General features: G+C 60.3%; 19 protein-coding genes. 10 read left to right on the top strand and 9 right to left on the bottom strand.

Annotated features, from left to right (window positions below; translation table 11 throughout):
* Positions 1 to 76 precede the first annotated feature (76 nt).
* Together G5179_RS15450 and nfo are read left to right on the top strand one after the other, a co-directional pair.
* Positions 77 to 406, top strand: a complete 330-nt coding sequence (locus tag G5179_RS15450; RefSeq protein ID WP_005333445.1) for a YbaB/EbfC family nucleoid-associated protein — start codon at positions 77 to 79, stop codon at positions 404 to 406.
* A gap of 318 nt (positions 407 to 724) precedes the next feature.
* Positions 725 to 1,567: a deoxyribonuclease IV gene (gene nfo / locus G5179_RS15445; protein WP_421258688.1), complete on the top strand. Its 843-nt coding sequence runs from the start codon at positions 725 to 727 to the stop codon at positions 1,565 to 1,567.
* Between the two features lie 94 nt (positions 1,568 to 1,661).
* On the opposite strand, the gene G5179_RS15440 is transcribed toward nfo, so the two are convergent.
* Positions 1,662 to 2,567 carry a LysR substrate-binding domain-containing protein gene (locus G5179_RS15440; RefSeq protein ID WP_421258687.1) on the bottom strand — a complete coding sequence of 302 codons (906 nt, stop codon included), beginning with the start codon at positions 2,565 to 2,567 and terminating at the stop codon, positions 1,662 to 1,664.
* A gap of 102 nt (positions 2,568 to 2,669) precedes the next feature.
* Here G5179_RS15440 and G5179_RS15435 point away from each other — a divergent pair, with 102 nt between their 5' ends.
* The 4 genes from G5179_RS15435 (at position 2,670) to G5179_RS15420 (ending at position 7,112) form a co-directional block, all read left to right on the top strand.
* The gene (locus G5179_RS15435; RefSeq protein WP_005352390.1) at positions 2,670 to 3,662 is read left to right on the top strand and encodes a TDT family transporter; all 993 of its coding nucleotides are present in this window, start codon (positions 2,670 to 2,672) and stop codon (positions 3,660 to 3,662) included.
* A 258-nt stretch (positions 3,663 to 3,920) separates the two neighbouring features.
* A complete protein-coding gene (lpxM, locus tag G5179_RS15430) occupies positions 3,921 to 4,910 on the top strand; it encodes a lauroyl-Kdo(2)-lipid IV(A) myristoyltransferase (protein WP_139732218.1) in 990 nt (329 codons plus the stop codon).
* A gap of 150 nt (positions 4,911 to 5,060) precedes the next feature.
* Positions 5,061 to 6,056, top strand: coding sequence for a lauroyl-Kdo(2)-lipid IV(A) myristoyltransferase (locus G5179_RS15425; protein ID WP_421258686.1), 996 nt, complete (start codon positions 5,061 to 5,063; stop codon positions 6,054 to 6,056).
* A gap of 195 nt (positions 6,057 to 6,251) precedes the next feature.
* Positions 6,252 to 7,112, top strand: coding sequence for a PA4780 family RIO1-like protein kinase (locus tag G5179_RS15420; protein ID WP_227342745.1), 861 nt, complete (start codon positions 6,252 to 6,254; stop codon positions 7,110 to 7,112).
* Between the two features lie 60 nt (positions 7,113 to 7,172).
* Here the strand turns inward: G5179_RS15420 and G5179_RS15415 are convergent, their stop codons facing one another.
* From G5179_RS15415 to G5179_RS15405, 3 genes are all read right to left on the bottom strand, one after another.
* Positions 7,173 to 7,697: a GNAT family N-acetyltransferase gene (locus tag G5179_RS15415; protein ID WP_421258685.1), complete on the bottom strand. Its 525-nt coding sequence runs from the start codon at positions 7,695 to 7,697 to the stop codon at positions 7,173 to 7,175.
* The gene (locus tag G5179_RS15410) at positions 7,694 to 8,932 is read right to left on the bottom strand and encodes a GGDEF domain-containing protein (protein ID WP_421254646.1); all 1,239 of its coding nucleotides are present in this window, start codon (positions 8,930 to 8,932) and stop codon (positions 7,694 to 7,696) included. Before G5179_RS15410 ends, G5179_RS15415 begins: the two co-directional genes overlap by 4 nt.
* Before the next feature lie 208 nt (positions 8,933 to 9,140).
* The gene (locus tag G5179_RS15405; protein WP_421173190.1) at positions 9,141 to 9,632 is read right to left on the bottom strand and encodes a prolyl-tRNA synthetase associated domain-containing protein; all 492 of its coding nucleotides are present in this window, start codon (positions 9,630 to 9,632) and stop codon (positions 9,141 to 9,143) included.
* Between the two features lie 166 nt (positions 9,633 to 9,798).
* Here G5179_RS15405 and G5179_RS15400 point away from each other — a divergent pair, with 166 nt between their 5' ends.
* Positions 9,799 to 12,225: a DNA polymerase II gene (locus G5179_RS15400; protein ID WP_421258684.1), complete on the top strand. Its 2,427-nt coding sequence runs from the start codon at positions 9,799 to 9,801 to the stop codon at positions 12,223 to 12,225.
* 74 nt (positions 12,226 to 12,299) lie between these two features.
* Entirely contained in the window at positions 12,300 to 12,551 is a 252-nt protein-coding gene (locus G5179_RS15395; RefSeq protein WP_005333426.1) for a DinI family protein, read from the top strand.
* Positions 12,552 to 12,707: 156 nt separating this feature from the next.
* On the opposite strand, the gene G5179_RS15390 is transcribed toward G5179_RS15395, so the two are convergent.
* From G5179_RS15390 to dcuC, 5 genes are all read right to left on the bottom strand, one after another.
* The gene (locus tag G5179_RS15390; protein ID WP_421258683.1) at positions 12,708 to 13,571 is read right to left on the bottom strand and encodes a DUF2927 domain-containing protein; all 864 of its coding nucleotides are present in this window, start codon (positions 13,569 to 13,571) and stop codon (positions 12,708 to 12,710) included.
* A 26-nt stretch (positions 13,572 to 13,597) separates the two neighbouring features.
* A complete protein-coding gene (locus G5179_RS15385; protein ID WP_005333421.1) occupies positions 13,598 to 14,101 on the bottom strand; it encodes a M48 family metallopeptidase in 504 nt (167 codons plus the stop codon).
* A 145-nt stretch (positions 14,102 to 14,246) separates the two neighbouring features.
* On the bottom strand, positions 14,247 to 15,890 hold the full coding sequence (locus G5179_RS15380; RefSeq protein ID WP_421258682.1) for a hypothetical protein: 1,644 nt from the start codon (positions 15,888 to 15,890) through the stop codon (positions 14,247 to 14,249).
* Positions 15,891 to 16,076: 186 nt separating this feature from the next.
* Positions 16,077 to 17,723: a bifunctional metallophosphatase/5'-nucleotidase gene (locus G5179_RS15375; RefSeq protein WP_236095564.1), complete on the bottom strand. Its 1,647-nt coding sequence runs from the start codon at positions 17,721 to 17,723 to the stop codon at positions 16,077 to 16,079.
* Between the two features lie 91 nt (positions 17,724 to 17,814).
* A complete protein-coding gene (gene dcuC, locus G5179_RS15370) occupies positions 17,815 to 19,167 on the bottom strand; it encodes an anaerobic C4-dicarboxylate transporter DcuC (RefSeq protein ID WP_421258681.1) in 1,353 nt (450 codons plus the stop codon).
* A 195-nt stretch (positions 19,168 to 19,362) separates the two neighbouring features.
* Between dcuC and G5179_RS15365 the strand changes: the two genes are divergently transcribed.
* Both G5179_RS15365 and G5179_RS15360 read left to right on the top strand, forming a co-directional pair.
* Entirely contained in the window at positions 19,363 to 19,827 is a 465-nt protein-coding gene (locus tag G5179_RS15365) for a hypothetical protein (RefSeq protein ID WP_216953505.1), read from the top strand.
* Positions 19,828 to 20,010: 183 nt separating this feature from the next.
* Positions 20,011 to 20,607 carry a DUF922 domain-containing protein gene (locus G5179_RS15360; RefSeq protein ID WP_216953506.1) on the top strand — a complete coding sequence of 199 codons (597 nt, stop codon included), beginning with the start codon at positions 20,011 to 20,013 and terminating at the stop codon, positions 20,605 to 20,607.
* Positions 20,608 to 20,615: the final 8 nt, after the last annotated feature.

Here is a 20,615-nt window from a genome sequence, read left to right as displayed (position 1 = left end):
TTTGGCTGTCCCCATCTAGGACAGACAAGCCCACAGCCCGGCGCTGGATGCCGGATTTCAAGACGAGAGACGACATATGTTTGGTAAAGGTGGAATGGGAAACCTGATGAAACAGGCCCAACAGATGCAAGAGCGTATGCAGAAGGCGCAGGAGCAGCTGGCTCAGATGGAAGTGACCGGTGAAGCCGGTGCTGGCATGGTCAAGGTCACCATGACCGGTAGCCACAGCGTCCGTCGCATCGAGATCGACCCCTCCCTGATGGAAGATGACAAGGAGCTGCTGGAAGATCTGGTTGCCGCCGCTTGCAACGATGCCGTGCGTCGTGTGGAAGAGCAGAACAAGGCCAAGATGGGCGAGCTGACCGGTGGCATGCAACTGCCGCCAGGCTTCAAGATGCCCTTCTAAGGCGACTCTCCCCGCGCATTCTTGCTCCCTTGTCGCTGGCCATTCGGGTCACGGCAAGGGGGACGGCCGAGAGACCCAAAGACGCAGCGTTATTGCTCAGGCGATACGCTGCGTTTTTTTATGGGCGCCATGCTGGCGCGGGCGGGCTCTAACTATCCCTTCTGGGGAGAGGTTGCCACAGCGCAGGCCGATTACGCCATGAAACGCAGCCGCCTTGCTAAGGCGGCGCTATTTGTCGATACCCGCTATCGGATATCCCGGTTTGGCGTGTCCGGGCTGGATCGGCATAATGGCGGCTTGCCGTATTGAGGAGATTGTATGAAATATATCGGAGCCCACGTCAGTGCGGCCGGCGGGGTGGAGAATACCATCGCCCGCGCCCAGGCCATCGGGGCCAACGCGTTTGCCCTCTTTACCAAGAATCAGCGTCAGTGGCAGGCGGCCCCTTTGTCGGATGCCACCATCCGTGCCTTCAAGGTGGCCTGTGACAAGGCCGGTTTTCTGCCGGAGCAGATCCTGCCCCACGACAGTTACCTCATCAATCTGGGCCACCCGGATCCCGATGGTTTGGCCAAATCCCGCGATGCGTTTCTCGACGAGATGAAGCGCTGCGAGCAGTTGGGGCTTTGCTATCTGAACTTCCACCCCGGTAGCCATCTCAAGCAGATCCCAGAGGCGGCCAGCCTCAAACTGGTGAGCGAGTCCATCAACTGGGCGCTGGAGCGCAGTGAAGGGGTGACGGCGGTGATCGAGAATACCGCCGGGCAGGGGACCAACCTCGGCTGGTCGTTCGAGCACCTCGCCACCATCATCGAGGGGGTGGAGGACAAGAGCCGGGTCGGGATCTGTTTCGATACCTGCCACGCCTTTGCCGCAGGTTATGATCTGCGCACCACCGAGAGCTGCGCCACTGTCTTTGCCGAGTTCGACCGCACGGTGGGTTTTCATTATCTCAAGGGGATGCATATCAACGGCGCCAAGTGCACTTTCGGTAGCCGGGTCGATCGCCACCACAGCTTGCGGGAGGGCAATCTGGGGGAGGCTGTTTTCCACCACATCATGAATGATGATCGCTTCGATCGCATTCCGCTGATCCTCGAGACCATAGACGAGTCCATCTGGGGCGAGGAGATAAGCTGGTTGCGCAGTCTGGCGAAGTGATACTCAGAAGCGAATCAAAGAGAGGGAGCCGTGGCTCCCTCTCTCTTTTTCCGTCATTGGCGAGCGGGCCTGCCAGCGGCGCTCCGAGCGGGCGTTACTCTGCGCGGCTCACCTCGGCATCCTTCACCTGAGCCCGGCAGAAGTGGATAAAGTGGCGCAGGGAGGTGGAGTGGTACTTCTGCTTGTGCCAGATAAGGGAGAGCTGGCGCGGGAAGCGGCGGGAGAGGGGCAGGGCGATCAGCCGCCCATCTGCCAGGCGATCCGAGGCTGCCAGCCGGGAGATAAAGGAGATACCAAGCCCTTTCTCCACCGCCAGCATCACCGCCTCCAGGGTGTTGAGTTCAAGCCCTGGTTGCCAGCGGGGCAGCTCGGGCTGGATCTGCTGGATGAATTGCTCGCGGCTGCCCGATTGTGCTTCACGCAATACCCAGGTTTCGCCCCCCAGTCGGGAGAGGGTGAGCTCCTTCTTGTTAGCAAGCGGGTGACCGGGTGGCGCCACCACCAGCATCTCGTCCTGCAGCCAGGGTTCGGCGAGCAGGTCGGGGTGGTGGTTCTCCCCCTCGATCAGCGCCATATCCAGCTCGAAGTTGGCCAGCGCATGGCAGAGCAGGTGAGTGTTGTTGATGGTCACCTTGGGGGGGAGCCCCAGCTCCTGTTTGCTGTTGGCGAGCAGGGTGGGGAGCAGGTAGTTGCCGATGGTTTGGCTGGCACCAAGGCGCAGCTGGCCGCTCGGTTCGGCATCGGGGCTGAACAGGTTCTCGATATCCTGCATCCGGGTCAGCAGCTCTTCGGCGGCCGGTTGCAGCAGGCGCCCCTCGTTGTTGAGCTGCAATCTGGGGTGAATGCGGTCAAACAGCGGGGTAGAGAGCTGGCGCTCCAGCTCCTGCAGCGACTGGGAGACGGCCCCCTTGCTCAGACAGAGCTCGTTGGCGGCAAGGCCAAGGTTTCCATAGCGGGCAATGGTGGCGAACACTTTCAGCTGCTGCAGGGTCAGTTTCATCGTGTTTGGTTTTCCTGAATGATTGATTTAATTCATTTAGATATCGTAAACGATAAGGGACCATTATCCTATCGCCATAGTCATCAATAGAAAGGTGTCATCATGATCGCAAGAACCCGTAAATCACTGGCTGCCGCCCCAACCCCCATGGCGGGTCTGGCGCTGGGCATCGCCAGCCTTGGTTGGTGTTGGGAAAATGCCGGTCACTTCGATGGCCGGATGCAACTGCTGGGTGCTGCCATTGCGGCCGTGCTGCTGGTGATCCTGACCTTCAAGTTTCTGCTTCACCCCCGCCTGCTGTTGCAGGATCTCGCTCACCCCGTAGTCGGCAGTGTGGTACCGACCTATGCCATGGGTACCATGGTGGTCTCCAAAGCGCTCGGTATGATTGCGCCGCAAGCGGGCGAGGCACTCTGGCTGTTTGCTGTTGCAGTTCACCTGCTGTTTCTGGCCACCTTTATCTGGCATCGCGCCAAAGAGTTTGAAATCCACCACATGGTGCCGAGCTGGTTCGTGCCGCCGGTGGGGATCATCGTGGCTGACGTCGCCTTCCCGGGTGGTCAATTTGCCCCGCTGGCCAACGGTCTGCTCTGGTTCGGTATCATCTGCTATGGCCTGATGCTGCCGCTGATGCTCTATCGCCTGATCTTCAGCCATGAAGTGCCGGATGCCGCCAAACCGACCATTGCCATTCTGGCGGCTCCTGCCAGCCTCTCTTTGGCCGGTTACCTGACCGTCAGCCAGGAGCCGTCACTGCTGTTGGTGGCCGTGCTGTTGGGGATTGCCATCCTGATGACCGGCATCATCTATCTGGCCTTCATCAAACTGCTGCGTCTGCCCTTCTCGCCGGGTTATGCCGCCTTCACCTTCCCGCTGGTGATCGGTGCAACCGCCCTGTTCAAAGTGGCTCATCTGGTTGAAGGGTTTGCGCAAGGGAGTCACTACGTCGAGCAGATCAGACTGCTGGCCCACTTCGAGCTGGGGGTGGCTACCGTGATCGTCGGGTATGTGGCACTGCGTTACCTGATGTTTTTTCTGCCGCAGCGTAATACCGAAATGAATAACGGCATGGCCCGCCAGGGTGCTCACCGTTAAATCTTGAAGAAGATGTGACATCGGGAAATGGATAAGCAGTGAGCTCCGAGAGCGACGGGATAAACGACCAGTCATACGATGGATGGACAAAGAGCCTCCACCCTGGTTGTGTAACGAGCAAAATGCCCCGCAGTGCGGGGCATTTTTTTATGGTTTTTTGATGTGGCGCCCGTGGCGGGCTATTTGCCATGGATTTAACTGGTATTACCTGTCAGGACGACTACAATGCAGCACCACTTTTTCGCTCGACCCCAATACATGTCGTCCCAAGATCCCGTATTTGACTCCTCCTTTGAAGCCCGTTTTCTGCATCCCCGCTACTGGTTCAGCTGGCTGGCGCTCGGTGTGCTGATGCTGCTCGCCTTTGTGCCGGTGCGATTGCGCGACCGTTTGGCCGAAGCCTTGGCACCGCTGGTGTTTCGTATCTCGAAAAAACAGATCTATATCGCCAGAACCAATCTGGAGATCTGCTTCCCGGACAAGAGCCCGGAAGAGCGGGATGCCATTGCACTGACCTCGATCCGGGTCGGCCTCAAGAGTCTGTTGGGATTTGGCGAGTTCACCATGCGCAGTCAGCGTTATCTGATGAGCCGGATGCAGGTGATCGGTTGGGAGCATATCGAGGCGGAGCGGGCGGCCGGCCGTCCGGTGATCCTGGTGGTGCCCCATACCTGGCCGGTGGATGCCGCCGGTTACTGCTTCACCCAGCGCGGGGTGCCCATGTGCACCATGATGAAACGGGCGCGCAATCCGGTGTTTGATTGGCACCTCAACCGAGCACGGGCCAAAAACGGTTGCCGCGTCTATGAGCGCAGCGCCGGGATCAAGGCGGTGATCAGGACCATCAAGAGCGGTCGCAGCTTCTTCTATCTGCCGGATCAGGATCATGGCCGCGAGAAGAGCATCTTCGCCCCCTTCTTTGGCTATCCCAAAGCGACCCTGCCTGCCTTGCCCCGTCTGGTGCAGGTCAGTGGCGCCAAGGCGGTGCCGCTGCTCGCCTGCTATGACGAAGAGAACCACTGCTACCGACTGGAGATTGAGGCACCGTTCGACAACTATCCCACCGAGGATGTGATGGCCGATACCTGTCGTATGAATGACATGGTGCAACAGCAGCTGATGCGCCATCCGGGTCAATACATGTGGTTCCTCAAGATCTTCGATACCCGTGAAGATCAGGAGGGGCTGGATGGCCTTTACGAGGCGGGGATCCAGAGGATCCGCAAGGGATTGTCGCCCCACGGTTGACCCAGAATTTGGATTGATTGAAATGGCCCCAGGTGGGCCATTTTTTATGATAACTAGTCTGATCAGTGCCTTGCAGGCTGATGGCCAGCCTCCCCAGGGTAGAAAAAAATGTCAGGATAACTACAATAACCGTTTGTTTTTGATGACTTGATGGTCGCTATGTCTGCGTTAGATCCGGTATTTGATACCTCATTTCATAGCCGCCTGCTGCATCCCAAATGGTGGGGCAGCTGGTGCGCGCTGGGCCTGCTCTCCCTGCTGGCATTTATCCCCGCGAGATTGAGGGATCGCTTTGCCGATCTGGTTTCGCCGACCCTGCTGCGTTTTTCGAAAAAGCAGGCCTATATCGCCGATACCAACCTCAAGATCTGCTTTCCCGAGCTGGATGCCGCTGCACGGCAGGCGCTGCTGCTCAAATCGATCCGGGTCGGGCTCAAGACCTTTATGGGCTTTGGCGAGCTCAGCTGGCGCAGCAAGGCGCGGCTGACCCGCCGCATCAAGGTCACCGGCTGGGAGCATGTGCAAGCGGAGCAGGCTGCGGGCCGCCCGGTGATCCTGGTGGTGCCTCATACCTGGGCGGTCGACATGATTGGCCGCTACTTCTCCATGATGGGCATCGAGATGTGCACCATGATGAAGAGCCCGAAAGATCAGGTGTTCGACTGGTACATCAACCGCGAGCGGGCCAAAGGGGGCAAAGTGTACGAGCGCAGCGCCGGGATCAAGCCGGCGATCAAGTCGATCCGCGCCGGTGCCAGTTTTTTTTACCTGCCAGATCAGGATCACGGCCGCGAGGCGAGCGTGTTTGTTCCCTTCTTTGGCCGCCTCAAGGCAACCCTGCCAGCCTTGCCCAAGCTGGTGAAGCTGACCGGTGCCAGAGCGGTGCCCATCTTCGCCAGCTATGACGAGGATGAGGGATGCTATCTGCTGGAGATCGAGCCGCCGTTTGACCCTTATCCCACCGCCGATCTGCTGGCAGACGTCAACGCCATGAACCGGGTGGTAGAGATGCAGGTGGCGCGCCATCCCGAGCAGTACATGTGGTTTCTCAAGATCTTCGAAACCCTGGAGCATCAGGAGGGGGATGACGGCCTTTATGAAGCGGGGATCCAGCGCATTCGTCAGGGCTTGCCGCCCGAACCTTGAAAATTGGCCCGCTTGCGGGCCATTTTTGTTGGCACAGAAGCCTTTCGTATTTGGTCTGCTGCTGGTGGTTTTTAAGGCGAACGGGTGGACAAAAACAGCGCAAACAGGGGATAACAGGGTGTCTTATGAAAGGGAGAGGCAGGTGAGCGTGCGCGGAGCTATCTTCGAGAGCGGAAATAGGGTAAAAGGGCGGCCATGAAAATTCCAAATCGAATCCAACCTCTGGTTGATGACGGCCTGGTCGATGAGGTCGTCAGCCGATTGATGAGCGGCAAAGAGGCCGACGTCTATGTGGTGCGCTGCGGCGACGAGATCCGCTGCGCCAAAGTCTATAAAGAGGCGTCCAAGCGCAGCTTCAAGCAGGCCGTGGTCTATCAGGAGGGGCGTAAGGTGCGGAACAGCCGCAGCGCTCGCGCCATGGAGAAGGGCTCCAAGTACGGCCGCAAACAGCATGAAGAGGTGTGGCAGAACACCGAGGTCGACGCCCTGTTCAAGCTGGCGGCGGCCGGTGTGCGGGTGCCGCAGCCTTATGTCTGCCTCGATGGCGTCCTCTTGATGGAACTTATCACCGATGAGGATGGCAATGTCGCGCCGCGCCTCAACGATGTGGCGCTTACCCCCGAGCAGGCGGTCATCGACCATGCCAAGGTGATCCGTTACGTGGTGCGGATGCTCTGCGCCGGTCTTATCCACGGCGATCTCTCCGAGTTCAACGTGCTGGTGGATGAACAGGGCCCGGTCATCATCGACCTGCCCCAGGTGGTGGATGCCGCCGCCAACAACCAGGCCAAGGCGATGCTGGAGCGGGACGTCAACAACATGCGCAACTACTACGGTATGTATGCCCCCGAGCTGCTCAAGACCCGTTATGCCCTGGAGATGTGGGCGCTGTTTGAAGATGGCAAACTCACCCCCGATAGCGAGCTGACCGGTCACTTTGAAGAGAGCCGCGCCGCCATCGATCTCGATTCGGTGCTGCAGGAGATTGAGAGCGCCGAGGAGGAGGCCTATGCCCGTCAGGCCCGGATGAAGGCGGAGCAGGAAGACAGCTACTAACGGTCTTGCCACGTTCGCAAAAAGAGCGCCTTCGGGGCGCTCTTTTTATTACTGCTGCGGCTATGGTCGGTTGGGGCTGGGGGCTAGCTGATACATCTCCAGCCAGTTGCGATCCCCCGGGTGGAAGCGCCGCCCCAGCAACACGCCCCCGGCGGCCGTAATGACCTTGCGGGAAGCCAGATTGTCTTGGTAACAGCTGATCAGCACCGGCGCTGCCAGCACCTGTTGTTGCACCCAGCGCAGCAGCACGGTCGCGGCCCCTTCGCCACGGCGACAGGGGCGGGTTTCGTAACCGATATGACCCAGCCACTGGCGGGTTGCCTCATTGTCACCGTGACGCAGTCGCAGGGTGGCGGTGATCTCCTCGCCATCGAGGGCAAAATAGGTGGTAGTCGGCAGGTATCCACTGGGCAAGTTGCGCCCTTCTGCGTGATCCAGCAGGCTCTGTAGCCAGCTGTCCGGGTCAAATTGTGCCACCTGATAGAGCGGCTGTCCGTCTTTGGCGCATTCGGTGACATAGCGCCAGTAAGCTGGGGCATCTGCCAGTCTGGCCGGTCGGCACTGCAGAGCGAGCACTGCGCTCATGACCGGAGCGCGCAGGGCTGCAGCGGTTGCGGCTCGTTGTGGTGGAGCTCCTGTACGCAGGCCCGTTGCCTTCCAGCCTGTTTGGCGGCGTAAAGGGCCTGATCCGCTCGCAGGTAGGCCGCTTCAAATCCCTCGTCAGGGTGCAGCGAGGTGAGGCCGATGCTGAGGCTGATGGGGCCACCGGCCAGCGACCGAGTGGCGTCTGCGACCCGCTGCTGCAGGGTCTGGCAGCAGGCCGGCAGCGTTTGCGAAGTCTCCATCACCAGCAGCGCCAGCTCGTCGCCGCCAAGGCGCCCGGCTAGCCCCGCCGTCGGCAGGCTCTCCCGGATCACCCGTCCCACCGCCCGCAGCATGGCGTCGCCAGCGGGATGACCGTGGCGGTCATTGATCTGCTTGAAGTTGTCCAGATCGATCAGCAGCAGCTGGCCGGGGCTAGCCATCTTGCGGGCACGCAGGGCCACCTGGTGTTCGAAATAGTGTCGGCTGTCCAGTCCGGTCAGGGCATCCAGGTTGGCGCGCCGCTCCAGCTCGCGCTGGGTGGCGAGCAGCGCCTGCTGCTGACGGGTGTGCACCAGGCTCAGTAAAATGAAGCTGCGTGCAATGGTAAAGAGCAGGCTGAGCAGGATCACCGGGCCGAGCAGGGGATCGGTGAGGCTAGAGGCGGCCGACTCCGGCCACCACTGATGCTTGGCCATCCTGATCAGTTGCAGGGCCAGTTGCAGCGCAAGCAGCAAGATGGCAAAGCGCAGCACCCGGTAGGCGGGGGCCAACCGCTGATAGCGCCAGAGCTGCCACAGCAGCAGGCACATTTGCAGCGAGATGGCCCCGGATAGCACCACGATCCGGCTGTGTATGTCATCCTGCGGTAGCTGTGTGGCGGTGACAGCGAATAGCAGGAAGCCGGCGAGGGCAAGGAGCGGGCAGAGCCAGCCGAAACGGTCGGCCTCGCGCCGGAAGAAGTGGCGCAGCCCCCGCTCATAGAGTAGCGGGGTGGCGATGATCAGCAGATTGGTAAGCAGGATATTGGCAAGGGAGATCTCTCCCGTAAGGGGTCGCAGCAGCAGGCAGCCAAAGGCGGCGGCGATTGCCAGTTCGCTGGCCGACCAGTAGAGCAGGGAGCGCAGCGGTCGCTGGGTATGCCACAGGTAGGCGAAAATGGCCGCGACCCCGATGTGCGACAGGCTGACGAACAGCACCAGACTCAGCAACTGGGCCGAGGAAAACAGACTCTGCATCAAGGGTTTGGGCTCTTCCTGCCGGGAACGGCGCAGCGACCTCAGGGCCGGGTGACTGGGCCGGATCACAGCATGAATTGCGCCGTTGAGCAATGGTTCAAGTGATCCGGGCACGATCGCGGCAACAACCGCCACAAGAGGGCTGCTGACTCGATTAATCAGGGGCGGGGCATGACGCCGGAGCGTTTATGCTTCCCACACTCTTGGGTCAGTCAATAATGACCGGCAGCCGCATGACGTTGGCCTCCCGACCGAGGTGGGCCAGCAGGCGGCGCACATCGTCGAGGCGGATGATCAGGGTAGCGGTATTGACTAGCGGATGACACTGCACCTGTTCGGCCTGCCAGATGGCTTCGTCTACCACCAGCTCTACCGCTTTTCCCCTATCGCGCACCATGGCGAGCAGGGTCACCGAGCCCGGGGTGAGGCCGAGCACCGCATCGAGTCGCTCGGGTGAGCCAAAGCTCAGCCGCTTGACGCCGAGCATGGCAGCCAGCGCCTTGAGGTCGACCCGGTGATCCTCCGGACTCACCACCAGAAACAGCCGCTCGCTTTTCGGATCGCGCAAAAAGAGGTTCTTGGTCTTGGCGGCGGGCAGGTCGGGCAGCAGCCTGCTCGCCTCCTCACAGGTAAACACCGGGTGATGATCGACACGCTGGTAGGGGATAGCCAGCTGATCCAGCAGAGAATAGATTGCCACAGAGACTCCTTTCGCCGGTGAAGAGTGGTCAGAACGGGATGGGCGGGAATAACGGCCGGATCGAGCTTACCAGTTTGACTCCCGCCTCGCAGCCAGCGTGACGATTGCGAGCAGGTACTGTATGAACGTACAATGGTGCTATTCTCGGACAGCCCCTTTACGCTTCATGACTGCAACCCAGCCCACCGTACCCGCCACTCCGCCGCTCGACGGTTTTATCCTGACCCGCCACGGTCGGGACGTGCGCGGTCGCAACGGGCAGGCTGCAACCACCGAAATCGTGATGTGGCTCTGGAGCGCGCAGGGGCCGGTGCGGGTGGTGGTGCCGGGGCAGGAGCCGGTGTTCTTTTTGCCACAGAGCCATATGGCAGAAGCCGCCGAGCTATTCAAAGGGGCCGGGGTGAGCGGGCGGTTTCGCCGCCTGCCGATGCACACTTTCGATGGCCGCCCTGTGGTGGGCTGCTATTTCGCCACCCTGAGTGCCTTTCACCGCGCCATCGAGCTGCTGCTTATTCGCGGGCTGGAGCACTTTGAGGCGGATATCCGGCTGCCGGAGCGGTTTCTGATGGAGCGTTTCATCACAGCTGGTGTGCGTTTCGATGGCCGGGCGGTGAAGAAGGGAGGCAAGCAGGGCTACTGGGAGGTGAACGAGGCGCGCTGCGCGCCGCAGGCGGTGACGCCAACCCTCTCCTGGGTGTCCCTCGACGTGGAGTGCGCCATGGACGGTGCCCTCTTCTCGGTCGGCCTTTACAGCGAACAGGATGCGCGGGTCATCATGATCGGCACCCCGGAATCGGATGCCGAGAGCTGGGGCACTCAGGTCCAGTGGGTAGAGGACGAGAGCGCCCTGCTGAGTGCGCTGGAGAGCTGGTTCAGCCTGCATGACCCCGATCTGGTCATCGGCTGGAACGTGGTTAATTTTGATTTTCGCCTGCTGCTACGCCGCGCCGAGCTTAACAAGCGGCGGCTGCGGCTCGGGCGGGGGCGCGAGCTCTGCTTCTGGCGCTCGTCACGGGGCGATCCCCAGACTGGCAACGTCATTATCCCCGGGCGCATGGTGCTCGATGGCATCGATACCCTGAAAAGCGCCACCTGGCAGTTTGCCAGCTATAGCCTGGATGCGGTGGCGAGCGAACTGCTCGGCCGTGGCAAGGATATCGAGGACGTGGCCAATCGGGGGGAGAAGATCACCGAACTGTTCCACTCCGACAAGGAGGCGCTGGCCCGCTACAACCTGGAAGATTGCAAGCTGGTGTGGGAGATCTTCGATTTCTGCCACCTCATCCCGTTTGCCATTGAACGCGCCTCCCTCACCGGCCTGGAGCTGGACAGGGTGGGGGGCTCGGTGGCGGCCTTTACCAACCTCTATCTGCCGCGGCTCCATCGCGGCGGATACGTGGCCCCCAATCTGCCAGCCGACGGTGGGCTCGCAAGCCCAGGTGGCTATGTGATGGACTCCAAACCCGGTCTCTATCGCCATGTGCTGGTGCTCGATTTCAAGAGCCTCTATCCCAGCATCATCCGCACCTTCTGCATCGATCCCATGGGACTTATCGAGGGGTTGCAACACCCCGACCACGCTATTCCGGGCTTTCGCGGCGCCATGTTCTCCCGCGAGCGGCACTTCTTGCCGGAGCTCATCGCTACCTTGTGGGCGGCGCGGGATCGGGCCAAGGCCGCCAGCAACAAGGCGCTCTCCCAGGCCATCAAGATCATCATGAACTCCTTCTACGGCGTGCTGGGGTCGGGGGGCTGCCGTTTCTATGATCCGCGACTTGCCTCGTCCATTACCTTGCGTGGTCACAGCATCATGCAGCAGACCCGCGAGTGGATTGAGGCGAAGGGGTTCGAGGTGATCTATGGTGACACCGACTCCACCTTTGTCCATCTGGGGCGCGAGACCAGCCCGGATGAGGCGGATGAGATCGGCCAGCGACTGGCGCAAATGATCAACGATAACTGGGCTGCACTGATCAGGCGCGAGTTCGACCTGCCGAGTTATCTCGAGATCCAGTACGAGACCCACTATCGCCGCTTTCTGATGCCCACCATCCGCGGCTTGGAGAAGGGGAGCAAGAAGCGCTATGCGGGGCTGGTTGGCAAGGCCAGTGAGGGGAGTGAACAGCTGGTATTCAAGGGGCTCGAATCGGTGCGCACCGACTGGACCATGCTGGCCAAGCAGTTTCAGACCCGCCTCTATGAACTGGTGTTTCACGATGAAGATCCCAGCGGCTATGTGCGCACCATGGTGGATGAGACCCGTGCCGGTCGTCACGACGATCTGCTTATCTACCGCAAACGGCTGCGCCAGAAGCTCGAGGAGTATCAGAAGAATGTACCGCCCCATGTGCGAGCGGCGCGGCTGGCCGATGAGGAGAACCTGCGCCGCGGTCTGCCCCTGCGCTATCAGCATCGGGGCACCATCGCCTATCTGATGACCCTCAATGGCCCAGAACCGCTGGAGTACCGGCGCAGCGCCATCGATTACGAACACTATATCGACAAGCAGTTGCGACCCATTGCCGACGCCATCCTGCCCTTTATCGGCGAGTCGTTCGACCGGATCTGCGGTCAGCAACTGGATCTTTTCTGATTGGTGCAAGTTGGCACTTTACTTCCCATGAATACTGGATAAAAATACAGTTATAAATCATGGAGAAGTTTCCTATGCGTCTTGAAATCATCATTGACAGAAAACATCAGATCCCGACCTCGACCATGGAGGCGCTGCGTCAGGAGCTGCTCAAGCAGCTTGGCGAAAAATTCCCCGATATCCATGTGCGGGTCGCGCCGGGCAGCGCCATGGCTCTGACCGTCAGCCGTGCCAGCAAGGAAGACAAAGAGCTGGCCGAAGCCATGGTGCAGGAGGTGTGGGAGAACGCCGAGAGCTGGATGCCGGAAGAGAACGTCGCATCCTGATCCCCATGGTCAGTGGATAATTCTGGTGTTGGATAAATGGGCATGCCCGCTACTGATCCGTTGATCCTCGGACAACAAAAAACGCAGCCAGGTGGCTGCGTTTTTTGTTGGTGGTGAGTCGCAGTGGCTTGTCTGGCTCTGGGTTGAGCCATGCCGTTAGAGTCCCGCCCAGCTTTTCAGGCTCTGCTGCTGCACCCGGCGATTGGCTTCGCGGATCTCCCCCCTAGCGCGCAGGTCGGCCAGCGCAATGGGCAGTGCGGCGCGGATCTCGGCACTGCTCATCCCGGCTTTGAGGGCCGGGTGATAGGCCATCTTGAGCAGCACATAGTCCAGCCCGGTCAAAAAGCTGTCGATGCTGTTGTCATTGAAGATGGAGGGAAACACCTTGTCCGAGTCGTTGGGCAGCCCCATCACCTGGGTGAACTCCTCCACCACACAGTCGAGAAAACGCCCCTTGGCTCTGCTGTAGTCTACCGGAATGATGATGGTGGCACGGCTGATCTCGTGTTTCGCATTGGTTGCGAAGTTGGCAAGGCAGAGCCCCTCCTTGAGCGCCATCTTGACCGATGGATCGCCCCCCATGGTGCGGTTGGCCCAGCTCTTCATCTTGCTGTAGTCGGTCATGATCAGGGTGAGGTTGGGCTTTGCGGTCACCATGCTGATGGGGTGGCCGGTGATGCGGGCCAGATGGGCCGCCTGTACCTTCACCACGTCGGCCTGCAGCGGCTTGTCACCCGACTCGTTGATAAGTTGCAGCCGGATCGGCTGCTGCCAGCGTGCAAAACGGGTCTGCCTGGCTTCGCCATACTCCCGCTCCATGACGATGGCCATAAAGGTCTCGACCAGATAGCTGTCGCTCTGCCAGCGCTCATCGGCCCGGGCACTGTGGCCCGCGAGCAGAAGCAGTAGCGCCAGCAGCCCACGTAACGCGCGGTGGGGACGGGCAACGCAGCTCAAGTTGGTCATTACCAAAGTGGCAATAAAGCGCGTGGCACCAAAGGGGATGGCGGCAAATGACATGTTTCCTCCCTGAAACGGTTGTCAGCCTAGCGGTTGGCCTTGTCGATATCGCGCCAGGTGAGCCAGAGCCTGAGATCAAACTCCAGTTGATGATAGTCTGGCTCCATGTGCTGGCAGAGCTGGTAGAAGCTCTTGTTGTGATCCTTCTCTTTGATATGGGCCAGCTCGTGCACCACGATCATTTTCAGGAACGGGGGCGGCGCCTCCTTGAACAGGGCGGCGATGCGGATCTCGTTCTTGGCCTTGAGCTTGCTGCCCTGCACCCGGCTGACGTAGGTGTGCAGGCCGAGGGCATCCTTGATCACGTTGATCTTGCCATCGAACACCACCTTTGACAGGGGCGCCGAGCTCTTGAGGTAGCGGTTCTTCAGCTCCATGGTGTAGGCGAGCAGCGCCTTGTCGCTCTGGATCTGGTGGCTCTCCGGATAGCGTTTGGCCAGCATCTCCCCCAGCTTGCCTGCCGCAATCAGCTGCTGTACCTGTGCCTTGAGGGGGTCGGGATAGCCGCCCAGATAAGTCAGTTCCGCCATGGTGTCACTCGTTACATCAAAAAGAGCGTCATTGTAGTTATCTCGGGCGGGCTTGCCTACTGCGGGCCGCTGCTGCAAGGGGGCTCTGGCGCAAGAAAAAGGGCGGCCATTGCAACAATGGCCGCCCTGCGGGGCGTATTGACGATCAGCGTCGGCGATAGAGACCCGGATCCACCTCTTCATAGTGGTTGGTCAGGTATTGATAGAAGGCGAGATGGGAAGGGGTGCTCGGCTTTTTCAGCTCCTCGCTCACCCGATCCGGCTTGGCGATGATGAACTTCGGATTCTGGCGCTGGATATCGGCCAGCACCCGCTCGCGCACGTCATAGGGCGGATTGACGTTGGCAAAGAAGAGGTAGGCGGAAGCCGGCTGGCGATCGGTCCAGAGATAATATTGCGGCTGGATGCCATCGACCCAGATCTTGTCGCTCGGGCTGGTCTCGGCCTTGATGCGATCGACCCGCACCTGCGCCGCCGGATTGAAGGGGCGACCCTTGAGGGTTCCTTCCCAAGCGTTGTTGATCATCAGCAGCAGCATGGCCAGCGTTGCGAGCCAGGGGGTGGCACTGCGCACATCCCAGGCGCGCCAGAGGGGGATGAGGATCAGCACAGGCAGCGCCCACAGCAGGCTGGTGCCGAGCACCTCGTTGACCCGTTCGAGGGACCATTCCTTGGTGCTCCAGCCAAAGGCGAGCTGCTGGGCCAGCAGCCAGCTGGCGGTGAGTACCACCAGCGAGATGCAGAGCAGGCCGATGGCATCAGCCTGCTGTTCGCTGCGATCCAGCAATACCGCCAGCGGTAGCACTGCCAGTTGCAGATAGAGCACGTCATAGTGATCGAACACATGGCCGGAGACCGAGTTGGCGATCAGGGTGAACAGCACCCCAAACAGGGTCGCCAGCAGGGCGGGCAGATACCACTCCTGACGGCGGCTCAGCATCAGAATGATGAAGGCGGGCAGCAGCATCACAAGGCCTGTGCGCAGCAGGCCGACGGCGCCCACCATGGGGGAGAAGCCATTGCCGTAGCTCCCCTCGAAGAAGATGTCGAAGGCGTAGTATTTGAAGGCCGCCAGCAGATCATGTTGCTGGAAGTAGGCGTAAAGCGGGCCGCCAATCAGCGCCAACCCCAGCAGGCTGGAGATGAGCAGCAAGATGGCATCACGCCACTTCTCGTGCAGACACCAGTGGCAGAACAGCACCAGATACCAGGCCCCCCAGAAGGCGCCGTTGTTGGTGCGCATCCAGGCGACGATGGCGAAGGTGAGGGCCGCCACCAGCGCGGGCCACCAGCGAAATCCCTTGTCCAGCAGCAGGGTGATAAAGGCCCACTGGGCGATGAGGGCGAGATGGAAGGTCCAGTCCTCGGTCATGTTGCCGTAGTAGTAACGGGTACCGTAGAGGGCCAACACCGCCAGCATGGCACCGAGACGCGCCTTGAACGAGAGGCCAAGTTGGGCAAAGGCTTGCCAGCTGGCTAGCAGTCCGAGCCAGCATAGCACCCACTCCAGCGCCCAGATCCCGACAAAACCACCCATTCCATAGCCCAGCGCATCGAGGGCGAAGATCATCGGCCCCTTGATGTCGATCATGTCGCGATAGAGCACACCCCCTTCGCTCCACATCTTGCCCATCACCGCGAACAGCGAGGCATCAAAGCCCGGCGCCATGGCGTAAACAAGCGGGTTGCGCAGACAGAAGAGCAGCGCCAGCAGGGCGGTCAGCAGCACGATGGCTGGCTTGATGCCCGGGTTGACGCGAGGGGGAGTGAAACGGATGGAGTGATTCATGAAGTCGCCTGTTCCTGCAGCTGGTCTTGAAAGCGGGCCTATCTTGCCGAGCTAGTGAGTACGATGCAATGGGGCGGGCCCGTGTGGGGAAAATATTCTCGAAAAAGCCCGGTTCTGGAAGGGAACCGGGCGCTGGCTGCGGCAATATAGGCCATCAGGGGGATGTGGCAAAGGCATCCCCCGATATCAACTGAAGTACTCAACCAGAGGCGGCTGCGCTTCCAGCGCTGGCAGGTGGCGAGCCCAGCGGATAAAAGCATCGGCCAGGGTGATGCCGAGCTCCTGGTTGTGCTGGGTCAGGGTACGCGCCAGTGCGGTGTAACCCTCCTTGCCGGAGGCGGTATAGGCGCTTGACACCCCCCGATAGACCTGTTCGGCATTGACCGTTTGCCACTGGCAGGGGGCGGCTTCCCACTCCAGTCGGGTGATGCGCTGGCCCTTGGGCAGATTGGCCTGATAGGTGAATCGTATTCCCGCAGTGTAGGGGAAGCTGCCGTTACCATTGCCGACCACGCCGTTATTGGTGGCGTTGTCGATGGCATTCTCCAGCGCTTCCGCCAACTCGTGACCGTGCACTCGATAGAGGGTGAGGGGAATGGCAAACGGCAGCAGGCGACCGGCGATATCCGCTTCGCTCAGGGGGCCAGGCTCCAGCGAGCAGCGCACGCCGCCAGCATTGTGCAGGGCAAAGTCTACCTCACCCACTTGTTCACGGGCGGCGGTCAGCATGGCGCGGGCCACCAGCGGGGCGAGTTGGCTGCCATGGGGCAAGGTGGCATCCGGCAGCCGCTGATGGTGCAGTGGAGCTGCCAGTCGGGTGACGATGCGCTGGCTCATGGTCTCGATCTCTGGCCGATAGCGTTTGGCCAGATGTTGTTCAAGCTGTGGATCCGGCTCGCAGAAGGTGAGCCCGGCGGGTGGCGTGGAGGCGAACGGCCAGGGTTGCCAGGGGAGCCACTCCAGCTGCCCCTCACTTTGTACGACACGGCCCGCCTTATCGAAGGTGAGCTCGCAGACGCCGAGGCAGAGGGCGCTGTGGCCTGCGTGCAAAATGGCCACCCCGTTGTTCATCAGCGGATAGCTGCCTTCGCTTGGCAGACCCAGCGGCGCGAGATCCCCCAGCAGACTGTGGGTGTGGCCACCGATGATCAGGCTGAGCTCGGGGAAACGCTCGGCCAGCAGCTTGTCCTGATCCAGCCCGAGGTGGCTCAGCAGCACGATATGCTGGATCCCTTCGCTCTTTATCTCCCGCAGCACTTTGCTGAGGGTGTCAGCCACTGCGTGGAAACGGGTGTGGGGATCCGGGTTGGCGATGGCGGCCATCTGGGCGAGGGTGATGCCGAGCAGAGCAAAGGGAACCCCATCGATCACCCGGCGATGCCAGGGCTGATGGGCATCGTAGAGGTGGGGGATATCCCACAGCCCAAGGGTTGTGTCGGCAGGCTCCTGGCTGTTGTCCAGATTGGCGGCCAGTACCGGAAAATCGAGCTGGCGCAAGAACTCCACCAGTGGGCCGTTGCCCAGATCGAATTCGTGGTTGCCAAGTACCATGGCATCGGGGGCCAGCATGGCGAGCAGGTCGGCGTTGGCGCGCCCTTTGAAGCGGTTGAAATAGAGAGAGCCCTGAAAGGAGTCGCCACCGTGCAGAAACAGAAAACGCTGGCCGGCTGCTGCGGCTTTGGCACGCAGTTGGGTCAGTCGGGTCAGGATCCGGGCATAACCGCCGCACTGGGTGCGCCACTGACTTTCACCGACAGGGGAGAAGCTCATGGGCGCGCCATCGAAGTGGGAGTGGCAATCACTGAAATGGGCAAGTTGAACCGTAATACTCATCTCGGTCCTCCTTAGGGGGAAAATGAGCACCGAGTCTACTGCAAAGGGGGGGGAGGATACCAGCCCGGCAGGGTGCCGGGCTGGTCTGCGATCAGGCGGGTACCATGATCTGGGTGGCGATGATCACCACCAGCAGGCCGACGGCGACCGGCATACTGGTGCGCTTGACCACCTCGAACGGCGAGAGTTTGCCCATCCCCGCACAGGCGACCACCACCCCGGAGACCGGAGAAATGGTGCGACCCAGGTTGGAGGCTTGCAGCATCGGGATCACCAGATAGGCCGGGTTGATGCCAAGGCTGCTGGCCAGGTTGGGGATCAGCTCCACGAAAGCGTAGAAGGGGGCATTACCCGAGCCGGTGGTAAAGGCTGCCAGGGTGGTGATCACCACCAGCGACAGCATCATGATCAGGCCGCCGGAACCGAGATCCTGAGCGTGAGCCAGCAGGGTGTCGATAAAGCCGATGGTCATCAGACCTTGGGCAAATACGCCGGCACCGACCAGCAGCATGACCACACCGGCAAAGGCGTCAGCCATGTTGCGCCAGCAGACCTGCAGACCATCCAGCAGCTCCTTGCCATTGCGGATGCGGACAAGTTCCAGCAGGCTGGCCAGCACCATGCACATGACGATGATGGTGACGATGTCCAGCTGTGGACCCCATTTACCGTCAAACACCAGTACCCCGATGATGGGGGTGAACGGCAGGATGGCGTAGAAAGCGGGCGCAGTCGTCACCAGATCACCCGGGGCGACCGGCTCGTTGTGCTCACCGGATTTTTGATCAAGGTAGCGCTGCCAGAAGAAGTGGGTCACCGCCATGCAGGCGATCGCCACCAGCGAGATGGGCAGGGTCAGCTTGAAGGCAAAATCCAGCAGCGGCATGTTGGCGGCCTGAGCAGCCATCACCACGTCCCCTGAGGTCGGTGCCAGAATGATGGCGGCTGGCGAGGCGCACACGGCCGCAGCCGCGCCACGGGAGATCCCCATGTTGACCATCAGCGGGAACAGGGTGGCCATCAGCAGCACGCCGAGGCCGGTAGCGGAGCTCACCGCCAGCGACATGGCGCAGGCCACCAGATAGGCAGCCACCAGCAGGATATAGGGGGATTTGATGATGCCGAGCGGTTTGCTGGCCAGCTTGACCAGAATGGTGTTGGCGCCGATATGGCTCATGTAGCCGGCGAAGCCACAGAGCACCATGATCAGCATCCCCAGTCCACCGCCACGATCATTGAGCAGGAAGCGGACGTATTCGAAGATATCGGTTGCGAGATAACCGGTGCTGACCACCTTGCTCGGCAATACCGGCTTGCCCATCATGGCGGTGATGACCAGCAGCAGCAAGCCGCCGCTCAGCAGCACCCCAGTTGCGGAGTATCCTTTGAAAATGGCACGGCCCACCACCAGGGTGACCAGGGTGCCAACAATGAGTTCCAGCATATGTTGCCTTCTGATTGGATGAGAGTGGAAGGAGTCTATTCCGATAGGGGTAGAGTGGCGACTGGAAACAGGATGTTGTGTGAGCTAAATCAACGTTTAACCCCATGAACAGAATTAAAGAAAGGTAAAGGTACTTTACCCAGCGGGTTTGGCTACCTACCCTTGCCAGCCTTGGTTGTCTTTTGAGGCTTTTATATGGTGATTGGTGATTTTTCAGGCATTAAACGCTCTCTTTTCCTGCTCGCGATGCTATTTTCACCTACTTGCGTGTTTGCGGTAACCAATGACGGTTTTCATCAAACCGGTCCTCATCAGGCGGTCGCCATGCGGCGTCTCATGGCTCCTCACTCTTACGGCGTACTGGTGGTTGCCGAGGGGAACAGACCCCGTTTTGCCGCGCTGGCATCCAAAACCACCGAAGCAAACTGCCTGGCCCGTCATGCCATCCGGGTAGATGGGGTCGCGTTGCTGGTCACCCCGAGATTTTATGCCAAAGAGGGAAAACGGGGACTTTGCGAGCTGTGGCTCAATGAGGGGGCAGATCAGGACTTTTTTGCCAACCGTCTTAAAAATGATCATTTCATTCAGATAGATGGTCATGACATCAATGTGAAAAACTATCACCTCGACTGGCAGCGCATCAGTCGTCCTGCTCAATAAAAATACAGTTTCATCCTTGTGCCATACTTTGCTCACGCAACCTGTGAGCTTGCTCTGATTTCTGGGCGCATCATTGTATTGCGCCGCCTCTTGGTCACACATAGGCTATACCCGTCATCTGTGTGGCGGTGGGTTTCACCAAGGTTGGTACTCCGCCCGTGCAATCAAGGAAGGTAGTCTGGCATGGTCAGCAAGGTTTATGGAGTAGTGGGGAGCGTGCTATTGCTGTTGCCCCTGATGAGTCAGGCTCAGCCGAGCCGGCCGCAAGTGGTGCCAGAGTCCCGCATCAATGTCCGTTTTTATGAGGTAAGTGCCGCCCAGCCAGATCAACTGGCACGCGCCATTGCTCAGAGTGCCCCCAAGGTGAATGGCAAGCCTGTGCTCGGCAAGGCGAGTTATCAGGTGGACTGGCAGCTGGAAACCGACCAGTTGCCGGGGCGTTGCCAGCTCAAACGGGTAACGGTAACGACTCATGCCACTGTATTGTTGCCCCGCTGGCGTCAGAGTTCGGAGGGCAGTGACCCTGCTCGCCAGCGCTGGGGTCGGCTGCTCTCCAGCATGTTTGACTATGAATCCCGTTTCAAAGAGATGGTGCTGCAAGGCGGAAATCAGGTGGGCGGGGCGATTGCGGCACTACCAGGCCATGCAGATTGCCAGGCGTTGCGCTATGCCGCCTGGGCTGCGGGCAGTGGCGAATTGAACAAGGTGAAGGCACGGGTAGACGATTTCCAGCGTCAGACGGGTTATGGCGAACAGCTCGGGGTGCATTGGCCCAAGTGAGCGCTATA

Origin of the sequence: Aeromonas sp. 600886 (genome assembly GCF_049174935.1) — a bacterium.
Lineage (GTDB): Bacteria > Pseudomonadota > Gammaproteobacteria > Enterobacterales > Aeromonadaceae > Aeromonas > Aeromonas veronii_A.
Note: the sequence above shows the minus strand (reverse complement) of the source record. Positions and strands in the feature narration are given on the sequence as shown.